This is a genomic window from Pseudooceanicola marinus, from assembly GCF_002786295.1.
Classification (GTDB): domain Bacteria; phylum Pseudomonadota; class Alphaproteobacteria; order Rhodobacterales; family Rhodobacteraceae; genus Pseudooceanicola; species Pseudooceanicola marinus.
This window is the reverse complement of record NZ_PGTC01000016.1, coordinates 120895-138015: the sequence shown is the minus strand read 5'-3', so window position 1 is coordinate 138015 and position 17121 is coordinate 120895. Positions and strand designations below refer to the sequence as shown.

Annotated in this window: 20 protein-coding genes and 1 pseudogene; 17 read left to right on the top strand and 4 right to left on the bottom strand. The window is 67.3% G+C overall.

Annotated features, from left to right (window positions below):
- Positions 1–2 precede the first annotated feature (2 nt).
- The gene (locus CVM50_RS11555; protein ID WP_085889416.1) at positions 3–332 is read right to left on the bottom strand and encodes an AtpZ/AtpI family protein; all 330 of its coding nucleotides are present in this window, start codon (positions 330–332) and stop codon (positions 3–5) included.
- Positions 333–650: 318 nt separating this feature from the next.
- On the opposite strand from CVM50_RS11555, the gene CVM50_RS11550 reads away from it, so the two are divergent.
- The gene (locus CVM50_RS11550; protein WP_085889415.1) at positions 651–1025 is read left to right on the top strand and encodes an ArsR/SmtB family transcription factor; all 375 of its coding nucleotides are present in this window, start codon (positions 651–653) and stop codon (positions 1023–1025) included.
- On the opposite strand, the gene CVM50_RS11545 is transcribed toward CVM50_RS11550, so the two are convergent.
- Together CVM50_RS11545 and CVM50_RS11540 are read right to left on the bottom strand one after the other, a co-directional pair.
- Positions 1022–1924, bottom strand: coding sequence for a DMT family transporter (locus tag CVM50_RS11545; RefSeq protein WP_085889414.1), 903 nt, complete (start codon positions 1922–1924; stop codon positions 1022–1024). The two genes, CVM50_RS11550 and CVM50_RS11545, sit on opposite strands and share 4 nt — an antisense overlap.
- A complete protein-coding gene (locus tag CVM50_RS11540) occupies positions 1921–2808 on the bottom strand; it encodes a LysR family transcriptional regulator (protein WP_085889413.1) in 888 nt (295 codons plus the stop codon). Before CVM50_RS11540 ends, CVM50_RS11545 begins: the two co-directional genes overlap by 4 nt.
- Before the next feature lie 199 nt (positions 2809–3007).
- Between CVM50_RS11540 and CVM50_RS21345 the strand changes: the two genes are divergently transcribed.
- The 13 genes and pseudogenes from CVM50_RS21345 to CVM50_RS11485 all read left to right on the top strand — a co-directional run bounded on the left by CVM50_RS21345 (position 3008) and on the right by CVM50_RS11485 (position 11418).
- Complete coding sequence (locus CVM50_RS21345; RefSeq protein WP_157792175.1) at positions 3008–3181, top strand: hypothetical protein; 174 nt, start codon at positions 3008–3010, stop codon at positions 3179–3181.
- Between the two features lie 290 nt (positions 3182–3471).
- Positions 3472–5016, top strand: coding sequence for a signal recognition particle protein (ffh, locus tag CVM50_RS11535; RefSeq protein ID WP_085889412.1), 1545 nt, complete (start codon positions 3472–3474; stop codon positions 5014–5016).
- A gap of 1 nt (position 5017) precedes the next feature.
- Entirely contained in the window at positions 5018–5260 is a 243-nt protein-coding gene (locus CVM50_RS11530; protein ID WP_085889411.1) for a hypothetical protein, read from the top strand.
- Positions 5257–5811 carry a GNAT family N-acetyltransferase gene (locus CVM50_RS11525; RefSeq protein ID WP_085889410.1) on the top strand — a complete coding sequence of 185 codons (555 nt, stop codon included), beginning with the start codon at positions 5257–5259 and terminating at the stop codon, positions 5809–5811. The genes CVM50_RS11530 and CVM50_RS11525 overlap by 4 nt, the downstream gene beginning before the upstream one ends.
- A 1-nt stretch (position 5812) precedes the next feature.
- Positions 5813–6364: a GNAT family N-acetyltransferase gene (locus CVM50_RS11520; RefSeq protein ID WP_085889409.1), complete on the top strand. Its 552-nt coding sequence runs from the start codon at positions 5813–5815 to the stop codon at positions 6362–6364.
- A complete protein-coding gene (locus CVM50_RS11515) occupies positions 6361–6915 on the top strand; it encodes a GNAT family N-acetyltransferase (protein ID WP_085889408.1) in 555 nt (184 codons plus the stop codon). The genes CVM50_RS11520 and CVM50_RS11515 overlap by 4 nt, the downstream gene beginning before the upstream one ends.
- Positions 6912–7514 carry a GNAT family N-acetyltransferase gene (locus CVM50_RS11510; protein WP_085889407.1) on the top strand — a complete coding sequence of 201 codons (603 nt, stop codon included), beginning with the start codon at positions 6912–6914 and terminating at the stop codon, positions 7512–7514. The genes CVM50_RS11515 and CVM50_RS11510 overlap by 4 nt, the downstream gene beginning before the upstream one ends.
- Positions 7507–7806 carry a chorismate mutase gene (locus CVM50_RS11505; protein WP_085889406.1) on the top strand — a complete coding sequence of 100 codons (300 nt, stop codon included), beginning with the start codon at positions 7507–7509 and terminating at the stop codon, positions 7804–7806. The genes CVM50_RS11510 and CVM50_RS11505 overlap by 8 nt, the downstream gene beginning before the upstream one ends.
- 165 nt (positions 7807–7971) lie before the next feature.
- Positions 7972–8337 (top strand): 30S ribosomal protein S16, encoded by a 366-nt coding sequence (gene rpsP / locus CVM50_RS11500; RefSeq protein ID WP_085889405.1) that lies wholly within the window; start codon positions 7972–7974, stop codon positions 8335–8337.
- A gap of 216 nt (positions 8338–8553) precedes the next feature.
- Entirely contained in the window at positions 8554–8685 is a 132-nt protein-coding gene (locus tag CVM50_RS22160) for a hypothetical protein (protein ID WP_263625143.1), read from the top strand.
- 64 nt (positions 8686–8749) lie between these two features.
- On the top strand, positions 8750–9286 hold the full coding sequence (rimM, locus tag CVM50_RS11495) for a ribosome maturation factor RimM (RefSeq protein ID WP_085889403.1): 537 nt from the start codon (positions 8750–8752) through the stop codon (positions 9284–9286).
- A 144-nt stretch (positions 9287–9430) separates the two neighbouring features.
- Positions 9431–10198 (top strand): annotated as a pseudogene (gene trmD, locus CVM50_RS11490) (tRNA (guanosine(37)-N1)-methyltransferase TrmD); the annotation flags it as partial.
- A 269-nt stretch (positions 10199–10467) separates the two neighbouring features.
- Positions 10468–11418 (top strand): 2-hydroxyacid dehydrogenase, encoded by a 951-nt coding sequence (locus tag CVM50_RS11485; protein ID WP_085889401.1) that lies wholly within the window; start codon positions 10468–10470, stop codon positions 11416–11418.
- Between the two features lie 117 nt (positions 11419–11535).
- Here CVM50_RS11485 and proS read toward each other — a convergent pair whose 3' ends face one another.
- Positions 11536–12873, bottom strand: coding sequence for a proline--tRNA ligase (gene proS / locus CVM50_RS11480; RefSeq protein WP_085889400.1), 1338 nt, complete (start codon positions 12871–12873; stop codon positions 11536–11538).
- 167 nt (positions 12874–13040) lie between these two features.
- On the opposite strand from proS, the gene CVM50_RS11475 reads away from it, so the two are divergent.
- From CVM50_RS11475 to CVM50_RS11465, 3 genes are all read left to right on the top strand, one after another.
- Positions 13041–14138, top strand: a complete 1098-nt coding sequence (locus tag CVM50_RS11475) for an AI-2E family transporter (RefSeq protein ID WP_085889399.1) — start codon at positions 13041–13043, stop codon at positions 14136–14138.
- A gap of 3 nt (positions 14139–14141) precedes the next feature.
- A complete protein-coding gene (locus CVM50_RS11470; RefSeq protein ID WP_085889398.1) occupies positions 14142–14840 on the top strand; it encodes a P-loop NTPase family protein in 699 nt (232 codons plus the stop codon).
- A gap of 71 nt (positions 14841–14911) precedes the next feature.
- The gene (locus tag CVM50_RS11465; RefSeq protein ID WP_085889397.1) at positions 14912–17092 is read left to right on the top strand and encodes an RNA degradosome polyphosphate kinase; all 2181 of its coding nucleotides are present in this window, start codon (positions 14912–14914) and stop codon (positions 17090–17092) included.
- Positions 17093–17121: the final 29 nt, after the last annotated feature.

Sequence of the window (17121 nt, the reverse complement as noted above, 5' to 3'; positions counted from 1 at the left end):
GCTTATCCCTCGTCATCGTCACCGGACGTCTTGCCGGTCGGTTGTTCCTGCAGCTCCTGCGCGGAGCGGAGCATCGTCTTGACCCCGGCTATGAAGCCCAGGAGGGTGAAGGTGATCATCAGAAGGGGCGCCGTGCCGATCAGCCAGTCGAGCCCGTATCCGATGCCGAAGCCGAGCAAGAGCCCGGCCACGAGTTCCGTCACCATCCTCCAGCCCACCTGGGCCGCAGAGTAATGATCCTGTCCGTGCGAGGCCTGTTGCTTGCCGCCCTTGGCCGCAGCGATCCGGGCTTCGAGATCCGAAAGGCGCGTCCGGTGATCCGGGTCAGACATGGCAGAGAGATCCCCGCTTTGGTTGCTGGTTTGCTAAGCGGCGGAGGGGTCCGAGTCAACGCCTCGTGATCAGGCGGGGTTTCGGGTGGTAAGCTGTTGAATTTGAGTATTTTTGACGAGATGAATAGAGGAGGATTCAAGGAAATGCCCCACGGCAGCGCCCGAAAGGGGCTGAAAGGGCATTCTCAACCCTTCGGTTGAACATGGATTTCCGGGGCTGTTCCGGGTGTTTTGCCGGAGTAGACGGTCGCCTGACGCTCAACCCGCGGGTTGAGCTTTGGCGTTGACCGGCGCCCGGGCGCGGCGTACCCCGAGGCCATGGCCCCTTCCCTCGACACCATCTTCGCGGCGCTTTCGGATCCGACCCGTCGGGCGATCCTGACCATGCTGCTGGAAGACGACATGGCCGTCACCGACGTGGCCGAGCCTTTCGAGATGTCGCTGGCCGCGATTTCAAAGCACCTGGTGATCCTGGCCAATGCCGGGCTGATCGCCCAGGAGAAGCGCGGGCGGGTGAAGTGGTGCAAGCTGCAGCCCGACGCCCTGCGCGAGGCCTCGGTCTGGATGCAGGGCTTCGGCCAGTTCGAGGCGATCAACCTGGATGCCTTCGAGCGCTTCCTGGAAACGGAACTGGCACCCGCCGACCTGCCCGGCCCCGATGAGGAGCCGGGCGAGGAGGCCTCGGGCCGCTAGTCTTTCAGCAGGATCAGCAGCGCCACCACCGTCAGCCCGACGCCGCCCAGCATCATCACCGGCGGCAGGCCGCGGCCCAGCATCGCCTCCCACAGGATCACCCAGCTGGGTGTCAGGTAGGTATAGGCCATGACCTTTGCCGAGGGCAGGCGGAAGGAGGCGAACTGCAACAGCACCCCCGTCACGGCGGAGGCGAAGACACCCACGTAAAGCAGCGTGATCCAGACGATCGGCGGCAGCGACAGCCAGTCGGTCGCCAGGATCGACGGGGAGGCCCAGATCGCCAGAAGCCCCGCCCCCGCCAGCAGCGTGCCGAAGGTGAAGGCCACCGCCGACTCGCCCCGGTTCAGCCTGGCTACGAGGGGCGTGTAGAGGCCATGGGCCACGCAGCCCAGGAAATAGATCTGTTCGCCCCGTCCCAGGTGGAAGCCCAGAAGGGCCCCGGGATCGCCGCGGAAGATCACCCAGACCGCCCCCAGGGCGCCGATGGTCAGCGCCAGCGCCATGCGTCCGGTCATTACCTGCCGCAGCAGCAGCCAGCCGAAGCCTGCCGACAGCAGCGGCACCAGGGTGAAGACCGCCGAGGTGGAGACCGGCTCCGCCGTCTTCAGCCCCTCGAACATCAGCGCGAAATAGGCGCCGAAGAGGCCACCGAGCAGGAGGTAACGCCAAGGCGCCCGGAACTGCGCCAGATGCAGGCCCGGCCCCGCCAGGGCCACGCCCCCCACGACCCCGGCCGCCAGAAGCAGCCGCACCGCGGTCAACGCCGCGGGATCCACGTGTGGGGCGGCCATGCCCCCCAGGGGAAAGCTGCCCGCGACGATGGCCGAGAAGGCCAGCATCGCCAGGTGCCCCTTCCGCCGTTCGGCGGCCGAGCCCCGCAGATCGGCGTGGGTCATACGACCTCGTCCCGCAGGTGCTCCGTATGGTCCTTGAGGTATTTCAGGAAGGCCTGGACCTTGGTCGTGCGGTGCAGGTCCATGTGGGTGACCAGCCACAGCCGGCTTTCCCATTCCTCCAGCGGCGGGTGCACCTCCACCAGGTCACCGCCATCGGTCCTTTCATAGGTGCCGAGGAAACCCATGCCGACACCCGACAGGACCGCCTGACGGACCGCGCGGGTGTCGCCGGAGCGGAAGACCACCTGGTGCGCGGGCACGGTTTCCCGCATCCACTGCGCGAAGGGCGCGCGGCTGGCCTGGTCGTCGAGACCGACGAAGCGATGCCCCGCCATCCGGTTGGGAATGTCCGGCATGCCGTATCGGTCGATATATTCGCGGCTGCCGTAGATCGCGGATTTCAGAGTCAGGAAGGGCTGCACGACGTTGTCGGGCTGCTGCGGCGGGCTGCCCGCGCGGATCGCCACATGGGCCTCGCCGTATTCCAGCCGGAACAGACGCATCGAGGTCAGGTAGCGCAGCTGCACGTCGGGGTATTCCGCCTGGAAGCCCGCCAGGATCGGCACCAGCAACTGGCTGAGCCCGCCGATGGTGGTCACCACCAGCTCGCCCGAGACCTCGTTGCCGCGTCCCTTGATCCGGGCCGACAGCTGGCTGAACTGGTCATCGGTGGCCTGGGCCACGCGCAGCAGGTCCTGCCCGGCCTCGGTGGCGGTGTAGCCACGGGTGTGGCGCTGGAACAGCTTCACCCCTAGCCGCTTTTCCAGCGCGTCGATGTGGCGGATCACCGTGGCGTGGTGCACCCCCAGAACCTCGGCGGCGCCGGACACGGTGCCCAGGCGGGCGACCTGGTACGCGGTGCGGATTTCGTCCCAATTATCCATGCGGCCACCTCGAAATCTCATGTGCGCAAGAAAACTATGCCGTCAGACAGATCGGTTTCCGTGCGGAAATGCAATGGCAAAACGTCACGCCGTCGCGGTTTGACCTACCGCAAGGTAAATCGCCGCGACTCTGTTATAGTCCAGTCTTCCCCCGCAGGCGCCTTCCCTGTCCCTGCGGGAACGAAGGGAGGAATGTATCATGTTTGCCTTTTACCCGGCCTTCACCCCCGCCCAGGCTGCCGCCTACAGCTGGATGGCAGGTGTCACCTTCTGGATGACCGCGATGGAAATGAACGCGGCACTGCTGAAGGGTATGCATGCCTCCGACCTGGGCAAGCCCGGTAAGCATCCCTATCACAGCACGCCGGTGTGACCTTCGCCGGGTGGCCCCCGCCGCCCGGCCCGTCTAGTGCCCCGCGGGGCCGTCACAGGCCGCTCCTGTTGACTCCCCCCACCCTGCGGCGTAAACCGCGCGACAATATCCCGGAGTCTAAGTTGATTCCGGTCCCATCGCCTTATGCGGGGATCGCCACCAGTCAGCGCGTTGCGCCCACTGGTGCGCTCGGACTTTGTGCCGACCTCGCCGGGCCACATGGTTGAGCTTGTCACCTCCCCCACCCATCTGGGGGGTAATTCAGTCAGAGGCCATTGGAGGGCCGGGGCATGTTTGAAAATCTATCCGAACGCCTCTCCGGCGTCTTCGATCGCCTGACCAAGGCCGGCAGCCTGTCGGAAGACGACGTCAAGACCGCCCTGCGGGAAGTGCGCGTTGCCCTGCTGGAGGCGGACGTGTCGCTGCCCGTGGCGCGGCAGTTCATCAAGGCGGTGGAGAAGAAGGCCACCGGCGCCGCGGTCACCAAGTCGGTGACCCCCGGCCAGCAGGTCGTGAAGATCGTCCATGACGAGCTGATCGCCGTGCTGGCGGGCGAGAACGGTGAGCCCGGCAAGCTGAAGATCGACAACCCGCCCGCGCCGATCCTGATGGTCGGCCTGCAGGGCGGCGGCAAGACCACCACCACCGCCAAGCTCGCGAAGCGCCTGAAGGAGCGTGAGCACAAGAAGGTCCTGATGGCCTCGCTCGACGTGAACCGCCCGGCGGCCATGGAACAGCTGGCGATCCTGGGCACCCAGATCGGCGTCGACACCCTGCCCATCGTCAAGGGCGAGGACCCGGTGGCGATCGCCAAGCGGGCCAAGACCCAGGCGGGTCTGGGCGGCTATGACGTCTACATGCTCGACACCGCCGGCCGCCTGTCCATCGACGAAGAGCTGATGGCCCAGGTCGAGGCCGTCCGTGACGTGGCCAACCCGCGCGAGACGCTGCTGGTGGTCGACGGCCTGACCGGCCAGGACGCCGTGCACACCGCCGAGAACTTCGACGAACGCATCGGCATCACCGGCGTCGTGCTGACCCGGATGGACGGCGACGGGCGCGGCGGCGCCGCCCTGTCGATGCGCGCCATCACCGGCAAGCCCATCAAGTTCGTCGGCCTCGGCGAGAAGATGGAGGCGCTGGAAACCTTCGAGCCCGAGCGTATCGCGGGCCGCATCCTGGGCATGGGCGACATCGTCGCCCTGGTGGAGAAGGCGCAGGAAACGCTGGAGGCCGAGCAGGCCGAACGCATGATGAAGCGTTTCTCCAAGGGTCAGTTCAACATGAACGACCTGAAGATGCAGCTTGAGCAGATGATCAAGATGGGCGGCATGGACGGCCTGATGGGCATGATGCCGGGCATGAAGAAGATGGCCAAGCAGGTCGAGGCCTCGGGCATGGACGACAAGGTCCTGACCCGGCAGATCGCCCTGATCCAGTCGATGACCAAGAAGGAACGCGCCAACCCGCAGATCCTTCAGGCCAGCCGCAAGAAACGCATCGCCGCCGGGGCGGGCATGGAAGTGTCCGACCTGAACAAGCTTCTGAAGATGCACCGCCAGATGGCGGACATGATGAAGAAGATGGGCAAGATGGGCAAAGGCGGCATGATGAAACAGGCCATGAAGCAGATGATGGGCAAGGGCGGCGGCATGCCCGAAGGCATGGACCCGTCGCAGATGGACCCCAAGCAGCTGGAAGAGGCCGCTAAGGCCATGGGCGGCGGCAAGGGCCTCGGCGGCAAGGGCCTCGGCGGCATGGGCGGTCTCGGTGGCATGGGCGGCATGGGCGGCGGTATGCCCGGCGGCCTCTCCGGCTTCGGCAAGAAGAAGTAAGGTGAGCGGCGCGCTCCTCATATCCAGCGACATCTTCGCGTCGCTTTTCGTCGCCCCGCACCGGGCGGCCCGGCAGGCGCGTCTGCGTCCCGCCTCCCATGACCCGCGCGCCACCGCCACCTGCAAGCATCCGCAACTGGACGCGATGCCGGTCCAGCGCACCGCCGTCGATGCGACCGCGCCCCGGGATCAGGCCCATACACAGGCGCAGAACGGGTGCAAGGATCGGGAGGACGCCGCATGATCGCCGTCGCCCCCGCCCGCTGGCCCGAACTGCAGACCGAGCGCCTGCGCCTGGTCTGCCCGGCCTCGCCCGAATTCGATGCCACCGCCGCTTACCTGATGCCCGGCGCCCGCCGCTTCGTCGATCAGCACCCCGACGAGGAAGCCGCCTGGTGGTCGATCGCCACGATCATCGGCCATTGGCACCTGCGCGGCTACGGCCATTTCGCCGTCTGCGAACGCGACACCGGCCTGCAGGTCGGCCTGGTCGGCCCCTGGTATCCGCGCGGCTGGCCAGAACCGGAACTGTCCTGGCAGCTGCTGGATGGGGCCGAGGGCAAGGGCTATGCCACCGAGGCGGCGCGCGCCGTGCTCAACTGGCTGTTCCAGGACAAGGGCTGGGCGTCGTGCATCAGCCTGGTGGACCCCGAAAACGACCGCTCGGTCGCCATGGTCGAACGGCTGGGCGCCCGCGCCGAGGGCATGTTCCATCACCGCATGGCGGGCGACATGCGCATCTGGCGCCACCTGCCGCGCACCGTCGCAGGCCGCAAGCTGCTGGAGGGGATCTGACATGACGACGCACCTGGCCTTGATCCCCACGCTTCACACCCCCCGGCTGACCCTGCGCGCCCCCGGTGCCCGGGACGCCGAGGCGCTGATGGCCTTCTATGCCTCCGACCGCGCGCGTTTCGTCGGCGGGCCGAAGGATCGCGCCCAGGCCTGGCGCCAGCTGGGCACCGAGATCGGCCATTGGGTCATGCGCGGCTACGGCCGCTGGATGGTCGACGTGACCGAAACCGGCGAAACCGTCGGCATGGTCGGCCTGTGGAACCCCGAAGGCTGGCCAGAGCCGGAAATCGGCTGGGACCTGTTCGAGGGGGCCGAGGGCCGCGGCTATGCCACCGAGGCCGCCGAGGCCGCCCGCGCGCATGCCTATGACGTGCTGGGCTGGAGCACCGCGATCTCGCTGGTGGACCCGGAAAACCACGGCTCGGCCGCCGTGGCCCGCCGCCTGGGCGCCGCCCCCGACGGTACCTTCACCATGGGCGACCACGAGGTGGTGATCTACCGCCATCCCGGCCCCGACGCGCTGTCGGAAGGCGGGGCGGAGGCCTACGCATGACCGCGCTTGCCACCTGTGCCACCCGACTGCCGATCCCCGTGATCGAGACCGAGCGGCTGATCCTGCGCGGCCCCGAGCCGCAGGATTTCGACGCCATCGAGACCTTCCTGGCCGATGCAGACCGCTCGCAGTACATCGGCGGCCCCGTGACCGACCGCGACCAGGTCTGGCGCGGCTTCCTGTCCACGATCGGCCACTGGATGTGGCGCGGCTACGGCATGTGGACCCTGGCCGAAAAGGACAGCGGCGCAACCGTCGGCCGCGTCGGTATCATCAACCAACTCAAGTGGGACGAGCCGGAAATCGGCTGGCATGTCTTCGCGGATTTCGAGGGCAAGGGCTATGCCCATGAGGCCGCCCTGGCCGCCCGCCAGCATGCCGCCGATCATTTCGGTCTGGATCGCCTGATCTCCTACATCGACCCGGCCAATGCCCGTTCGCGCGCCCTGGCCGAACGGCTGGGCGCCGTGGTCGAACGCGAACGGCCCGAGTTCTATGGCACCACCGTGCTGGTCTATCGCCACCCCGCTGTGGCGAAGGGGGACGCATGAGCTTCCAGATCCCCGTCATCGAGACCGAACGGCTGGTGCTGCGCGGGCCCGAACCGCAGGACTACCCGAACTTCAAGCATGCCTTCAGCTCCTACCGCTCGCGCTTCATCGGCGGGCCGCTGAATGCCTATGACACCTGGATGCTCTATGCCGCCGAGATCGGCCACTGGCAGATCCGCGGCTATGGCATGTGGATGATCCACGACCGCGCCAGCGGCAAGACCCTCGGCATGGCCGGCGGCTGGAAGCCCGCCTCCTGGCCGGAGGCGGAGCTGGCCTGGATCATCTGGCCCGAGACCGCCGGCAAGGGCTACGCGCTGGAGGCGACCCATGCGGCGCGGCGCCACTTCTACGACCAGTTGGGCTGGGAGGGCGCGGTGTCCTACGTGGACCCCAAGAACCTCGCCTCGATCCGCCTCTGCGAACGGCTTGGCGCCAAGCGCGACACGGAGGCGGCCACGGTGGACGGCAACGAACACTGCTACCGCCACCCCTCGCCCGCCGCACTAACCAACAGCCAGATCTCCGACGGGATCGAGCTGGAAATCCGGTCCTACATGGACCCGCTTTTCAAACCGAAAGGATACGCCCTTGACTGATGATGTCACGGCCCGCGCGGCCGAGGTGCTCAAAGGCCACCGGGCCTCGATCGACCGCCTGGATGCGATCCTCGTCTACACCCTGGGGGAGCGGTTCAAGCACACCCAGGCCGTGGGGAAACTGAAGGCTGAACATGACCTTCCCCCCTCGGACCCCAGTCGCGAAGCGGTGCAGATCGCACGCCTCGAAGAGCTCGCGAAGGAAGCGGATCTTGATCCCGAATTCGCGAAGAAATTCCTGAATTTCATCATTCAGGAGGTGATCCGGCATCACCGGCAGCACCAGGGCTGAACGGCCCAGACCGGACCGGCAGGCCCTGCGCCCGCGGCCCGGAAAGACCCGGCGGAAAACCCGCCATCCGAACCCGGCGGCCCCGGCCGCCTCTCTCATCCGGCGCATTGCGCCGCCAACCTCTCCGGCGCCTCGCGCCGAACCGCCATTTGAAGGAGAAAACCAATGGCCATGAAGATCCGTCTCGCCCGTGGTGGCTCGAAAAAGCGCCCCCACTATTCCGTCGTCGCCGCCGACTCGCGCATGCCGCGTGACGGCCGCTTCATCGAGAAGCTGGGCACCTACAACCCGCTCCTGCCCAAGGACAGCGAAGACCGCGTCAAGCTGAACATGGAGCGCGTGCAGTACTGGCTGGACCACGGCGCCCAGCCGACCGACCGCGTGTCCCGTTTCCTGGAAGCCGCAGGCGTCCTGGAGAAGAAAGAGCGTGCCAACCTCAAGAAGGGCACCCCGGGCAAGGCCGCGCAGGAGCGCGCCGCTGCCAAGGCAGAGAAAGAAGCCGCCGCTTCCGAGGAAGCCGCAGCCGAGTGATCGGTCTGTGCGCGGGTCATGGATCCGCGCAACAGCTTCGGGGCCGGTGCCATCATGGCGCCGGCCCTTTTCTTTTCCGCCCTGTCACGGGCCGGCAAAGCCCCGCCCAGGGCAGGGCTTTTTCCGCCGCTGCCATTTTTCCGTCGCGATTGCGCCCTAGCTCTGCGGGCAGGCGCGGCCCCCCCGGGGGCCGCCATTGCCTCTGCGGACCCTGGAATGATCTTTCGTCTCTTTCGCCTGCCCATCCTTCTCGGCCTCGCCTTCCTGGCCGGCATCGTCTACGAACGCGACCGAGTGGCGCAGGAGTGCCAGGCCAATCCGGATCTTCTCGCGGAGCGCCTGTGCTAGTATCCTGCCCGGCACCACGCGCCGCGGCCTCGTGCCACGGCCCCTGCCAAGGTAAGACACGCGCATGACGACAGACCAAGAGCCCCAGAGCAACGACGCCCCCGACCTGATCTGCCTCGGTGCCATCGCCGGCGCCTACGGCGTGCGCGGCGAGGTGCGGCTGAAAAGCTTCTGCGCCGAGCCGGAAGCGATCGCGGACTACACCCCGCTGACCTCCGAGGATGGCCGCCAGAGCTATGCCGTCACCCTGACCCGGCCGATCAAGAACGGCTTCGCCGCCCGCCTGCCGGGGGTGGAGACGAAGGAGGAGGCGGATGCGCTGAAGGGGCTGCGCCTGTTCGCGCCGCGCGACCGCCTGCCGGCCCTGCCAGATGACGAATTTTACCACGCCGACCTGATCGGCCTGACCGTGGTCGACACCGGCGGCACCGAGCTGGGAAAGGTGCGTGCAGTGATGGACCACGGCGCCGGCGACCTGCTGGAAATCGCGGCACCGGGCGCCTCGGCCACCGTGCTGCTGCCCTTCACCCGCGAGGCGGTGCCGACCGTCGACCTGGACGCGCGCCGCATCGTCGCGGATCCGCCCGAGGGGCTTTTCTGACCCCTGCGCTGCGCCTCGGGCCGCCGTCGCGCCGTGAGTATCTCCGGCCATCGTATGGGAGGGGCGCGGCGCGGTTGCGGCGCCCGCCCGCTTGATCCCCGCCGCCCCGCCGCCTAGAGACGGGCGGAACTGGAGAGAGTGCCGATGACCCTGAAATCCCATGGCCGCAAGAGCATCAGCGCGACCCTGAAGCCGCGCAGCCTGATGGACGAGCCCGAGACCCTGGCGGGTGTCTGGACGGCGCAGATCATCACCCTGCTGCCCCAGGCCTTTCCGGGCCTTCTGGGCGAAAGCCTGACCGGCAAGGCCCTGAAGGACGGGCTGTGGCAGTTGCAGACGGTGAACCTGCGCGAACACGGGCTGGGCAAGCATCGCAACGTCGATGATACGCCGGCCGGCGGCGGCGCGGGCATGGTCCTGCGCGCCGACGTGATGGAAAGCGCCATCGCCGAGGCCCGGCCCCGCGCGCGCGGCCACCATCCGCTGGTCTATCTCTCTCCCCGGGGGCGCCGTTTCGATCAGCAGATGGCCCGCGACTGGGCGCGCGGCGACGGGGTGACCCTGATCTGCGGCCGCTTCGAGGGGCTGGACGAGAGGGTGATCGAGCATTTCGGCATCCAGGAGGTCTCCCTGGGCGATTTCGTCATGACCGGGGGAGAGTCGGCGGCCCTGGCCATGCTGGACGCCACAGTGCGCTTGCTGCCGGGCGTGCTCGGCAATGCCGCCTCCACCGAGGAGGAGAGTTTCTCCGAGGGTCTGCTGGAGCATCCGCAATACACCCGCCCGCCGGAATGGCAGGGCCGCGAGATCCCCGAGGTCATCATGTCCGGCCACCACGGCGAGATCGCCAAGTGGCGCCGCCGCATGGCGGAGGAGATCACCCGCGCCCGCCGCCCCGATCTCTGGGCTGCCACGCGCGAAGCACTGCTGGACGATGCGGTGCGTGAGGTGCGCGACGCCGAGAGCCTGGCCGCCTTCCTCGACGCCGAGGCGCCGGAATTGCAGGCGCTGGCCGAGGCACTGCGCAACCGTGAGTCTGAGGCCCCCCTGCCCGCCGATCCTTACCGCGCCCTGGCGCAGCTGGTGCGGCAAAGCCGCGGCTGACACCGCCGCGCGCGGCGAGGTGTTTGGCACTTCCTTCCGCCCCTGCTAGCTTTCGCGGCAACAGGAAAGGAAGCCCCATGATCAACGTCCTCTTCGCCGCGACCGAAGCCCGCTGGAGCGAATACGAGGCCCCCCTCACCGCCGCCTTTGCCGACCGAGACCTGGCCGTCGACCTGCGCACCGATTTCGCCCCCGACGCCTTCGCGCCGGAGGAGGTCGATTACATCATCTATGCGCCCAATTCCGACGTGCAGGATTTCACCCCCTACACCCGCTGCAAGGCCGTGCTGAACCTCTGGGCCGGAGTCGAGGCCATCGTGGGCAACCAGACCCTGACCCAGCCGCTCTGCCGCATGGTCGACCACGGGCTGACCCGCGGCATGGTGGAATGGGTGACGGGCCACGCCCTGCGCCACCACCTGCACATCGACCATTTCCTGGCCCACCAGGACGGCGACTGGGAGGGGGCGAAACTGATCCCGCCGCTGGCCGAGGAACGCCCCGTGACCGTTCTGGGCCTGGGCGAGCTGGGCACCGCCTGTGCGCAGTCGCTGGCACAGATGGGGTTCCCGGTGACCGGCTGGTCGCGCACGCAGAAGGACATCGAGGGGCTGACCTGCCTGTCGGGAACCGACGGCCTGGCAAAGGCGCTCTCCAACGCGCAGATCCTGGTGCTGCTGCTGCCGCTGACGGAGGAAACGACGGATCTGCTGGACGCCACCCGCCTGGGCCAACTGCCCGAGGGCGCGGTGATCCTGAACCCCGGGCGCGGGCCGCTGATCGTCGATGACGCGCTGCTGGCCGCGCTGGACAGCGGGCATCTGCGCCATGCCACGCTGGATGTCTTCCGCGAGGAACCGCTGCCCGCCGCGCATCCCTTCTGGTCCCATCCGAAGGTTACGGTCTGCCCGCATATCGCCTCGGAAACGCGGCCCCTGACCGCCTCGCGCATCATCGCCGACAACGTGGCCCGCGGCGAGGCCGGGCAGGACTTCCTCTTCGAGGTCGACCGCAGCCAGGGCTACTGAGGCCCGCTCCGGAACCGGCGGCGCCCGTCACGACCACCCTGAAGCACGAAGGGGCGGCCCCTTGCGGCGCCGCCCCTCCCATCCGATAGCCAGAAATACTCCGGCGCCAGGCCGGTCTTACAGCCCGGCGTAGATCCCAATGATCTTCTCGATGGCGGCATCGGGCGCCATCTCCTCGCTTTCGCCGGTGCGGCGCGAGGTGACCTCGACCACGCCGTTCTTCAGCCCGCGCGGGCCGACGGTGATCCGCCAGGGCAGGCCGATCAGGTCCATGGTGGCGAACTTGCCGCCCGCACGTTCGTCGCGGTCGTCGTAAAGCGGCTCCAGCCCTTTGGCTTCAAGGGCCTTGTAGAGGCTCTCGCAGGCGGCATCTGCCTCCGCATCGCCGGTCTTCAGATTGACGATGCCGACGTGGAAGGGCGTGACGCCCTCGGGCCAGATGATGCCCTTGTCGTCGTGGTTGGCCTCGATGATGGCGCCGATCAGGCGGGACACGCCGATGCCGTGGCTGCCCATATGGACCTCGACCGGCTTGCCGTCCGGCCCCTGCACCGTGGCGCCCATGGCCTCGGAATACTTGGTGCCGAAGTAGAAGATCTGGCCAACCTCGATGCCGCGCGCGGTGCGGCGGCGCTCTTCGGGAACTTCGGCGAAGACCGCCTCGTCATGGGTCTCGTCGGTGCGGGCATAGCGCGAGGTGAACTCTTCCAGAACCGCCTCGCATTGCGCGACATCGTCATAGTCGATCTGGCGGTCCCCGAAGGTCAGATCGGTGATCTCGCTGTCATAGAAAACTTCCGATTCGCCGGTTTCGGCCAGCACCAGGAACTCGTGTGTGTAATCGCCGCCGATCGGCCCCCCATCGGCGCGCATCGGGATGGCTTGCAGGCCCATGCGTTCGTAGGTGCGCAGATAGCTGACCAGGTGGCGGTTGTAGGCGTGCAGCGCATCTTCCTTGGTCAGATCGAAGTTGTAGCCGTCCTTCATGAAGAACTCGCGGCCCCGCATCACGCCGAAGCGCGGGCGCACCTCGTCACGGAACTTCCACTGGATGTGGTAGAGGGTCAGCGGCAGATCCTTGTAGGACCGCACGTAGCTGCGGAAGATGTCGGTGATCATCTCCTCGTTGGTCGGACCATACAGCATGTCGCGGTCGTGCCGGTCGCGGATGCGCAGCATTTCCGGCCCGTAAGCGTCATAGCGCCCCGATTCCTTCCACAGCTCCGCCGATTGCAGCGTCGGCATCAGCATCGGGATATGGCCCGCGCGCTGCTGCTCTTCGTGGACAATGTTTTCCAGCTTGCGCAGCACCTTGAAGCCCAAGGGCAGCCAGGAATAGATGCCCGCGCTGGCCTGCTTGATCATGCCGGCCCGCAGCATCAGGCGGTGGCTGGCGATCTGCGCCTCGGCGGGAGTTTCCTTCAGGACGGGCAGGAAATAGCGGGACAGACGCATTGTGGCCTCTCTGGTTGGGTCGCGCCATGGTGTATTGAATGCCGTCCGCCCGGGCAATGCCCTATCCCGCCGATCGGCGGTCGATCGGCGGTCGATCGGGCCGATCAGTGCTTGAAAAATACCCCCTGCAGGGTGAGATAAGGGCGTGACCCACCCGGAGGAAGACCTTGGCCCTGCCCGTGCGCAAACAGATGAAGTACTGGGGCGTCGCCGCAGCGGTGTTCCTCTTGGCCATGTGGTGGCTGGGGGATGTCATCATGCCCTTCCTGCTGGGCATGGCCATTGCCTATTTCCTTGATCCTGTCGCCGACCGGCTGGAAAGCTGGGGCACCTCGCGCGCGGCGGCCACGGCGATCATCACCCTGGGCGCATTGCTGATCTTCATCCTGGGCGCCCTGCTGGTGCTGCCGGTGGCGATCAACCAGGCGCTGGACCTGTTCGACACGGCTCCGCAGCTGTTCCAGAACCTGCAACGGTTCCTGACCGAACGCTTCCCCGACCTGACCGAGGAAGGATCTGTCCTGCGCCAGTCCCTGTCGGCCGTGGGCGAGACGATCCAGTCGAAGGGGGGCGAGCTGCTGAACACCGCGCTCAGCTCCGTGGGGTCGCTGATCTCCATCGTGACGCTCTTCGTGATCGTGCCGGTGGTGGCCTTCTACCTGCTCTACGACTGGGACAACATGGTGGCCGAGGTCGACAGCTTGCTGCCGCGTGAACATGCCGACACGATCCGCGGCCTGGCCCGCGACATCGACCGGTCGATGGCCGGGTTCATCCGTGGCATGGGGTCGGTCTGCCTGATCCTGGGCACCTACTACGCCGGGGCGCTGATGCTGGCCGGGCTGAACTTCGGCCTGGTGATCGGGGTCGTGGCGGGGCTGCTGACCTTCATCCCCTACGTGGGCGCGCTGACCGGCGGCGTGCTGGCCATCGGGCTGGCGCTGTTCCAGTTCTGGGGCGACTGGCTGTCCATCGGGCTGGTCACCGGCATCTTCGTGCTGGGCCAGGTGATCGAGGGCAATTTCCTGACGCCGAAACTGGTGGGGTCTTCCGTCGGGCTGCACCCGGTCTGGTTGATCTTCGCGCTGTCCGTCTTCGGCTCTCTCTTCGGTTTCGTCGGCATGCTGGCCGCCGTGCCCCTGGCCGCGGCCATCGGCGTCATAGCCCGGTTCGTCGTCGGCCAGTACAAGCAGAGCAAGCTGTACAAAGGCGTCAACGAAGACCCCTGGGACACGGCGCCGGTCCGCGACAACGCGCAGGACTGAGCCATGACCGATCACCAGAAGCCGCTGGACCTGCGTATCCCGCCAGGCCGGATGAGCCGCGAGGATTTCATCCTGGGCAGCCCCAACCAGATGGCCTTCGCCATGCTGGAAAGCTGGCCCGAGGGCTGGAGCGCGCGGAAGATGGCGCTGATCGGGCCGCGCGGATCGGGCAAGACCCACCTGACACATATCTGGGCGACCCGCGCCGATGCCAGGCTGCTGGACGCTGCCGACCTGCCCCGGGCGGACGTGCCCGCCCTGGCCCGCGGTTCCGTCGCCGTGGAGGACGTGCCGAAGATCGCCGGGGACCGGGCGGCGGAGGAGGCCCTCTTTCACCTGCACAACCTCGTTCTGGCCGAGGGCAACACCCTGCTGGTGACCGCCGACACGGCCCCCGCCCGCTGGCCGCTGGTGATCCCCGACCTGGCCAGCCGCATGCAGGCCTGCCCGGCGGTGACCCTGGCCGCCCCCGATGATGCGCTTCTGGGCGCATTGCTGGGCAAATTCTTTGCCGACCGCCAGGTGATCCCCCACCCCGACGTCATCCCCTACCTGCTGCGCCGCATCGAACGGTCCTTCACCGCCGCGCAACGCATCGCCGCCGCGCTGGATGCGCAATCCCTGGCCGAGCAGCGCCCGGTGACCCGCGCCATGGCCGCCCGCGTACTGGAGCGTCTGGCGGAGGCGACCGATCGCGCCTAGACTGCGGCAGGAGACCCGATTTTTCCCGCGACCCGCGAAAAATCGTTACATTTGTCCCCGATGCAGGTGCCATGATCGACGCAGACTTCCTGAACCAGCCCACCCCCGTCCCCGTTGCCATGCCAGAGCTCGACCCGACCGGCCCCGGACGGTTCTACAACCGTGAGCTCAGCTGGCTGGGGTTCAACTGGCGGGTGCTGGAAGAGGCGGAAAACCCTTCGGTGCCGCTGCTGGAACGGCTCCGCTTCCTGTCAATCAGCGCCAATAACCTGGATGAATTCTACACCGTCCGCGTGGCCGGTCTGCGCGAGCTGGCCAAGGCCGGCAACACCAACCCCGCCGCCGACGGGATGACCCCCGCCGAACAGCTGGTGAAGATCAACGAGGACGCCCGCAACCTGCTGGAGCACCAGCAGACGGTGCTGTCGGACCTGCGCCGCCTGATGGCCGTGGAAGAGATGCACATCCTCAGCCGCGACGACCTGACGGATGCCGACCGCGATTACCTTGGCGACATTTTCCTAACCCGGATCTTCCCGGTGCTGTCGCCGCTGGCCATCGACCCGGCGCATCCCTTCCCCTTCATCCCCAATCTCGGCTTCTCCCTGGCCCTGCAGCTGGAGCGCAAGCGCGATCGCCGGCCCCTGCAGGCGCTGCTGCCGATTCCCCATCAGATCGACCGCTTCCTGCGCCTGCCCGCGCCCGAGGGCGCGCTGCGCTTCGTACCGCTGGAGGAGGTGCTGCTGGTCTTCCTCGACCGGCTGTTCCCGGGCTACCGCGACACCGGCCACTGTACCTTCCGCGTGCTGCGCGACAGCGACCTGGAGATCGAGGAAGAGGCCGAGGACCTGGTGCGCGAGTTCGAGACGGCCCTGAAGCGCCGCCGCCGCGGCGAGGTCGTGCGGCTGAAGATGTCCGCCGGCGCGCCGGAGCAGCTGAAACGGGTCATCAAGCGCGAGCTGCGGGTGATCGAGGACGAGGTGATCGAGGTCGACGGGCTGATCGGCATCGCCTCCCTGTCCGAGCTGGTGATCGACGACCGGCCCGAGCTGCTCTGGCCGAAGTTCACGCCGCGCGTGCCCGAACGGGTGCAGGACCACGACGGCGACATGTTCGCCGCGATCCGGCAGAAGGACATGCTGCTGCACCACCCCTATGAGACCTTCGACATGGTGGTGCGTTTCCTCAAGCAGGCGGCGCAGGATCCGGACGTGGTGGCGATCAAGCAGACCCTTTACCGAACGTCGAAGAATTCGCCCATCACCGAGGCGCTCTGCGAGGCCGCGGAGGAGGGCAAGTCGGTCACCGCCCTGGTCGAGCTGAAGGCGCGTTTCGACGAGGCCGCCAACATCCAGCAGAGCCGCGTCCTGGAACGCGCCGGCGCCCATGTGGTCTACGGCTTCGTCGATTGGAAAACCCACGCCAAGATCTCCACCGTGGTCCGCCGCGAGGGGCAGGACCTGGTGACCTACTCGCACTACGGCACCGGCAACTATCACCCGATCACCGCGCGGATCTACACGGACCTGTCGTTCTTCACCTGCGACGCGGGCCTGGGGCGCGACGCCGCGCGGGTCTTCAACTATCTCTCGGGCTATGCCCAGCCGGAGAAGCTGGAGAACCTGTCGATTTCGCCGCTGACCCTGAAATCCGACCTGATCCGCATGATCGGGGACGAGGCCGAACACGCGAAGGCCGGCCGGCCCGCGGCGATCTGGGCCAAGATGAACTCTCTGATCGAACCGGACGTGATCGACGCGCTTTACGCGGCGGCTCAGGCCGGGGTGAAGATCGACCTAGTGATCCGCGGCATCTGCGGGCTGCGCCCCGGCATCGAGGGGCTGTCGCCCAACGTCCGGGTGAAATCCATCGTCGGGCGCTTTCTGGAGCATTCACGCATCGTCTGTTTCGGCAATGGCGGCGGCCTGCCATCGGACGGGGCGCGGGTCTTCTTTTCCTCCGCCGACTGGATGGGGCGCAACCTGAACCGCCGGGTGGAGACGCTGGTGGAATGCAAGACCCAGACGGTGAAGGACCAGATCGTGCGCCAGATCATGGCCGCCAACCTGCACGACACGGACCAGAGCTGGGTGATGCAGCCCGACGGCCGTTTCCTGCGGGCCAATCGTCCCGAAGATGGAACCGCCTTCAACTGCCACAGGTTCTTCATGGAGAACCCCTCGCTTTCGGGTCGTGGGTCTGCGGGGGCCTCCGACGTCCCGCATCTGACCCATGACCCATCCGCCGGTTGACCCGGGCCCGCAGCTTTGCGCATAACAGA

What these genes read in the sequence shown, in the direction of transcription:
- proS (WP_085889400.1), bottom strand. Translation starts at nt 12,873, where the DNA reads ATGCGTCTGTCCCGCTATTTCCTGCCCGTCCTGAAGGAAACTCCCGCC.
- CVM50_RS11485 (WP_085889401.1), top strand. Translation starts at nt 10,468, where the DNA reads ATGATCAACGTCCTCTTCGCCGCGACCGAAGCCCGCTGGAGCGAATAC.
- CVM50_RS11540 (WP_085889413.1), bottom strand. Translation starts at nt 2,808, where the DNA reads ATGGATAATTGGGACGAAATCCGCACCGCGTACCAGGTCGCCCGCCTG.
- CVM50_RS11555 (WP_085889416.1), bottom strand. Translation starts at nt 332, where the DNA reads ATGTCTGACCCGGATCACCGGACGCGCCTTTCGGATCTCGAAGCCCGG.
- CVM50_RS22160 (WP_263625143.1), top strand. Translation starts at nt 8,554, where the DNA reads ATGATCTTTCGTCTCTTTCGCCTGCCCATCCTTCTCGGCCTCGCCTTC.
- CVM50_RS11520 (WP_085889409.1), top strand. Translation starts at nt 5,813, where the DNA reads ATGACGACGCACCTGGCCTTGATCCCCACGCTTCACACCCCCCGGCTG.
- rimM (WP_085889403.1), top strand. Translation starts at nt 8,750, where the DNA reads ATGACGACAGACCAAGAGCCCCAGAGCAACGACGCCCCCGACCTGATC.
- ffh (WP_085889412.1), top strand. Translation starts at nt 3,472, where the DNA reads ATGTTTGAAAATCTATCCGAACGCCTCTCCGGCGTCTTCGATCGCCTG.
- CVM50_RS11550 (WP_085889415.1), top strand. Translation starts at nt 651, where the DNA reads ATGGCCCCTTCCCTCGACACCATCTTCGCGGCGCTTTCGGATCCGACC.
- CVM50_RS11525 (WP_085889410.1), top strand. Translation starts at nt 5,257, where the DNA reads ATGATCGCCGTCGCCCCCGCCCGCTGGCCCGAACTGCAGACCGAGCGC.
- CVM50_RS21345 (WP_157792175.1), top strand. Translation starts at nt 3,008, where the DNA reads ATGTTTGCCTTTTACCCGGCCTTCACCCCCGCCCAGGCTGCCGCCTAC.
- CVM50_RS11545 (WP_085889414.1), bottom strand. Translation starts at nt 1,924, where the DNA reads ATGACCCACGCCGATCTGCGGGGCTCGGCCGCCGAACGGCGGAAGGGG.
- rpsP (WP_085889405.1), top strand. Translation starts at nt 7,972, where the DNA reads ATGGCCATGAAGATCCGTCTCGCCCGTGGTGGCTCGAAAAAGCGCCCC.
- CVM50_RS11465 (WP_085889397.1), top strand. Translation starts at nt 14,912, where the DNA reads ATGATCGACGCAGACTTCCTGAACCAGCCCACCCCCGTCCCCGTTGCC.
- CVM50_RS11470 (WP_085889398.1), top strand. Translation starts at nt 14,142, where the DNA reads ATGACCGATCACCAGAAGCCGCTGGACCTGCGTATCCCGCCAGGCCGG.
- CVM50_RS11515 (WP_085889408.1), top strand. Translation starts at nt 6,361, where the DNA reads ATGACCGCGCTTGCCACCTGTGCCACCCGACTGCCGATCCCCGTGATC.
- CVM50_RS11510 (WP_085889407.1), top strand. Translation starts at nt 6,912, where the DNA reads ATGAGCTTCCAGATCCCCGTCATCGAGACCGAACGGCTGGTGCTGCGC.